This window comes from Neisseria sp. P0001.S005, assembly GCF_051963715.1.
The window spans coordinates 1-3,869 of the sequence record NZ_JBQCTZ010000270.1 but is presented as its reverse complement, the minus strand read 5'-3'; the positions used below and the strand labels follow the sequence as shown (position 1 = coordinate 3,869).

The 3,869-nt window shown below is 51.2% G+C and carries 2 protein-coding genes; both read right to left on the bottom strand.

Annotation, left to right across the window (positions count from 1 at the left end; all coding sequences use genetic code 11):
* Window positions 1-46 precede the first annotated feature (46 nt).
* A complete protein-coding gene (locus tag ACTHSP_RS18600; protein WP_440346644.1) occupies window positions 47-2,437 on the bottom strand; it encodes a GNAT family N-acetyltransferase in 2,391 nt (796 codons plus the stop codon).
* 55 nt (window positions 2,438-2,492) lie between these two features.
* Window positions 2,493-3,869, bottom strand: a 1,377-nt coding sequence (locus ACTHSP_RS18595) for a HAMP domain-containing sensor histidine kinase (RefSeq protein WP_440346643.1), incomplete at its 5' end; no start/stop codon positions are given.

Sequence of the window (3,869 nt, the reverse complement as noted above, 5' to 3'; positions counted from 1 at the left end):
TAGAAACCGCTAATTTTAGGATATTTCACACGGGTTATGCAAGTTTTTATTTGTTTTTGTTGCTGTTTTGCCATTCGATCAAATCGAGGCCGGCTTGATACAGGCCGCGGTCGGTTTCCGATGGGGTGACGGTAAATCCTGATTTTTCAGCGAGTTTGAGCATCGGTGTGTTTTCTTTGAGGATTTCTGCATTCATGGTTTGGTAACCTTGCTGTGTGGCAGTTTGGATAATGAGGCTCATCATTTTGCCGGCCAAGCCGGTTTTGCGTGCTTCAGGTGCCAAAGTAATGCCGAACTCGCATTCATTACGATTGATGCGGCTGTAACGGCTGACTGCGACGATACAGCCGTCTGAAGCGAAGGCTGCCCACGCGCATTCGGTATGGAAATCGGGACGGGTCAGCCGTGCGAGTGTGGGCAGCGGCAACTCGTTGGTATGGGTCATGAAGCGCGTATAGCGGTCGGCAGCCGGTAATTGGCGGACAAATTTTTGTTTGGCTTCGGCATCTTCAGGCTCTAGTGCGCGGATGTGCAGTGTGTTGCCGTCGGGCAGGGTAAAGGTATCTGTTTGGCTCGGATAGGGCGCAAGTACGTTTTGTATCTCGGGCGTTTCGGTTTTAGGGTGCAGCAGTTCGGACGCGGCTTCGCCGGTGTTGCGTAGAAATTCGGCTGCGGCCGGATTTTTTTGTTGGAGGTAGGCGGCGGCACTTTGCATTTTAGCGGCGGCCTGTTCTAAGGTTTGGACCGCTTTTTTGGGGATTTTGGTTGTTGGTGCAACAGGTTTTTCTACGATTTCGGGAATGATGGCGCTGCTGTATTGGCTGCCGTTGTAGTTGAGGATGATGTCGCCGATATGCTGGTTGTTGTGGATAAGCGTGTTTAGGGAATGCAGGAATTGATTAAGAACGGAAGTGTTGTCGAGTTCTGCAAATTGGCTTAAACGCTGGATATCGAGTGTGGTAAATGGAGGTAATGCGGCTTCGGTTTTGCCGTTGTAATGGGCGGAAAGGATGTTGCCGTAAATGGCATGGCGGCTGAACCGGAACTGGACGGCATTGTGTTTTTGGGTTTGGCACGGAGGCAGGTATAGGGCTTCCGCCATCAGTTCGGTTTGGCCGGAAGCAATGGCTTTATCGATACTTTTGCTTTTGGGTGTTTTCAGACGGCCTGTTTTGGCTGGCGCAGGGGTATTTTGCACTTGTTGCAAATAGGCGGTTTGATTGCGGAAATAAAGTGTCAGCAAGGCTTCTTCCGGCGTGTTAAACCGAGTCAGGCCGTCTGAAAAACGATAGCTGACGAGAATGGGCTTGCTGGTTTTTTGTGCCAAATTATCCAGAGTTTGATGAATACTGTATGCGTCCGGCGTATCTGGCGAAATAATGCCAAGTAGGGCTTGAGTATGCGGATTTTGTAATTGTTCGAGTGCCAAGCGGTGGATGCGTGCAGGCGTAGGGTTGCTGCCGATGCAGCCTTGTCGGATGGATGGTGCATCGGTTGGGAGGTCGAGGGTCAATTCGCAGGCATTGGCGGTAGTGCGCAGCCATTCTATCGGCGTATCGGACAGAATGGTGGGGTTGGTAATGACGGGAATGCCGGAAAGGTGGGCTTTTAGGGCTGCTTCCAGTTCGGCGGTATTGAATACCGGTTGGAAATTGCAATGGCGGCTGAGGCTGCGCAGGATAGCTTTGTCTGTGTCGTCGGTGTAATGTGTGGACAACAGGATAAGCGGGGTGTGGCGTGTGAAGTGGCGGATGGCACTGAACAGCTCGCGTTGGTTTTCGGCCGGATTGTAGTGGATCACGGCAACTTTGGTATGGCGGTTGTGGCCGAAGCGGTTGAGCCAGTCGGCGGATGTGGTGGGGCTTAGGTCATAGTTGAGGCTGATGTGGCGTGATACGCCTTGGTGCAGCGTGTTCAGCAGGTGGTTGATGTTGCGGCTGACGGTGCTGTGGCCGGTGAGTAATGCGAGATGGCCGGCCGGATAGTCGGTTTGGGTGCCGATGTTGAGGTTGAGCGAGGGAAGTTGGATGCCTGCGCTGTTGCATACGGTGATGTTCAATTCGTCGCCGTGATGTTTTTGAATGATGGAACGGGCGTTTTTGCAGGATTCGGGCGGTAGGTTTTCCCAATCTTGAATCAGGATAATGTGGCGCAGGTCTTTTTTACGGCAGGCTTTGAACAGCGAGTCGTAATGGTCGGGCGGGATAACGGCAACAACCAAATCGGCTTGGCCCGGGATTTTGCTGAGGCTGGAGTAGGAGGGAATGCCTGCAACACTGCTGTGTCGAAGATTGACGGGAGTGATTTTGCCTTGATATGAGGAACCGAGTAGGTGGCTGAAAATGCGTTCGCCAAGGCTGTGCGGACGTTCGCTGGCGCCGACGAGGATGATGTGTTCAGGCATGAAGAAGTAGCCGGTTTGGGCAGTTGCACTCATGATGGGTCCTTATTTGTGTTTTTGGCCGTCTGAAAAGTTTCAGACGGCCTTATTTTTAGACTTCTTTTTTGTCTCCGGCTTTCTTTTTGGGAAGGATAAAACGCATCCTCAGGCCGTTTGGTTTGACATTTTCAGCAATGATTTTACCGCAGTGCTGTTCCATAATGTGCTGCGTCAAGGCAAGCCCTAAACCTGTACCGGGTTTGTGTGCGCTGGAGTCGGCGCGATAAAAGGCAGTGAAAATATGAGGAAGCTGCATTTCATCTACGCCTGGCCCGTTGTCGGTGACATCGATAATCCAGTTTTTGCCGTCTTGTCCGATATGGGTTTGAATGGTGCTGCCTTCCGGACTGTAATTGATGGCGTTGCGGATCACGTTGTCAAAGGCGCGGTATAGATAGCCTTCGTTGGCGCTGACTACGGCATTTTCGGGGATTTTTGGATCAATGCTCAGGGTAACGCTTTGGTTGGTTTGGTGGGCAATGCTTTGGTTGTCCTCAATCAAGTTGGTCAGGAAAGGAATGAGTTTGAGGTTTTCTTTTTCCAAAGGAATATTGGAAGTCTCCAGGCGGGAGAGGGTCAACAATTCGCCGACCAAAGTATCCATGCGCACCAGTTCGCCTTCAAGGCGCTTGAGGTATTGCTCTTGTTTTTGCGGCTGAGATTGAATCAGGCCGACAATAGCCTGCATACGCGCCAGCGGCGAGCGCATTTCATGAGAAACGTGGTGGAGCAGATGGCGCTCTTTGGCAACAAGTTTTTCAAGTTTCTCGGCCATTTTGTCGAACTGAACGGCAAGGTGGGACAATTCGTCGTCACGGTCGTCAACTTGTTGGGAAATGCGGGTTTCGAGTTCGCCGTTGGCTACTCTGTCCATGCCGCCACCAAGAATTTTAATAGGCTTTGTGATGTTGTTGGCAAGGATATATGCCATCAATAGGCCGACGATGATGATGAAAGACAGAATAATAAATTCGTGCCAAATAGGCGAAAGTGGCAGTCCGGGAATGAAGAGTGGGCTAGGCAGGCGTTGGGCCTGATGATTGTCCCAGCCTTTAATGAAGAAGAGGTATTCTTCGCCGAAGCGGTCATATTCGATGTGGGCTAAATCGGATTCGGGATTGTTGATGGCAAAGATGCGGGCGCGTTCGATGGACAGGCTGTCGATATTGCGGCCTAAAATATCTTTTTTATCGTCGCCGGCAATGACATAAACGGCATTGGAAACCGGATTGTTTTTCCATTCGGAAAGAATTTCACGCGCACCGCTGTCTCCGCGCGAGTTGAATGCGGAAACGATGCTGCTCATCAATGTGGTTTCGATGGTGCGGCGCTGGTTGAATTGGTTTTCGGCGAGGGTGTTTTGTACCAGCCAAAATGAAAAACTCGCCACAAAGATTGCGCAGACGATGACTGCGCAAAATGTGGCGAA

Excerpts from the sequence above, each read along its gene's own strand:
- ACTHSP_RS18600 (WP_440346644.1), bottom strand. The coding sequence starts at position 2,437 with ATGAGTGCAACTGCCCAAACCGGCTACTTCTTCATGCCTGAACACATC.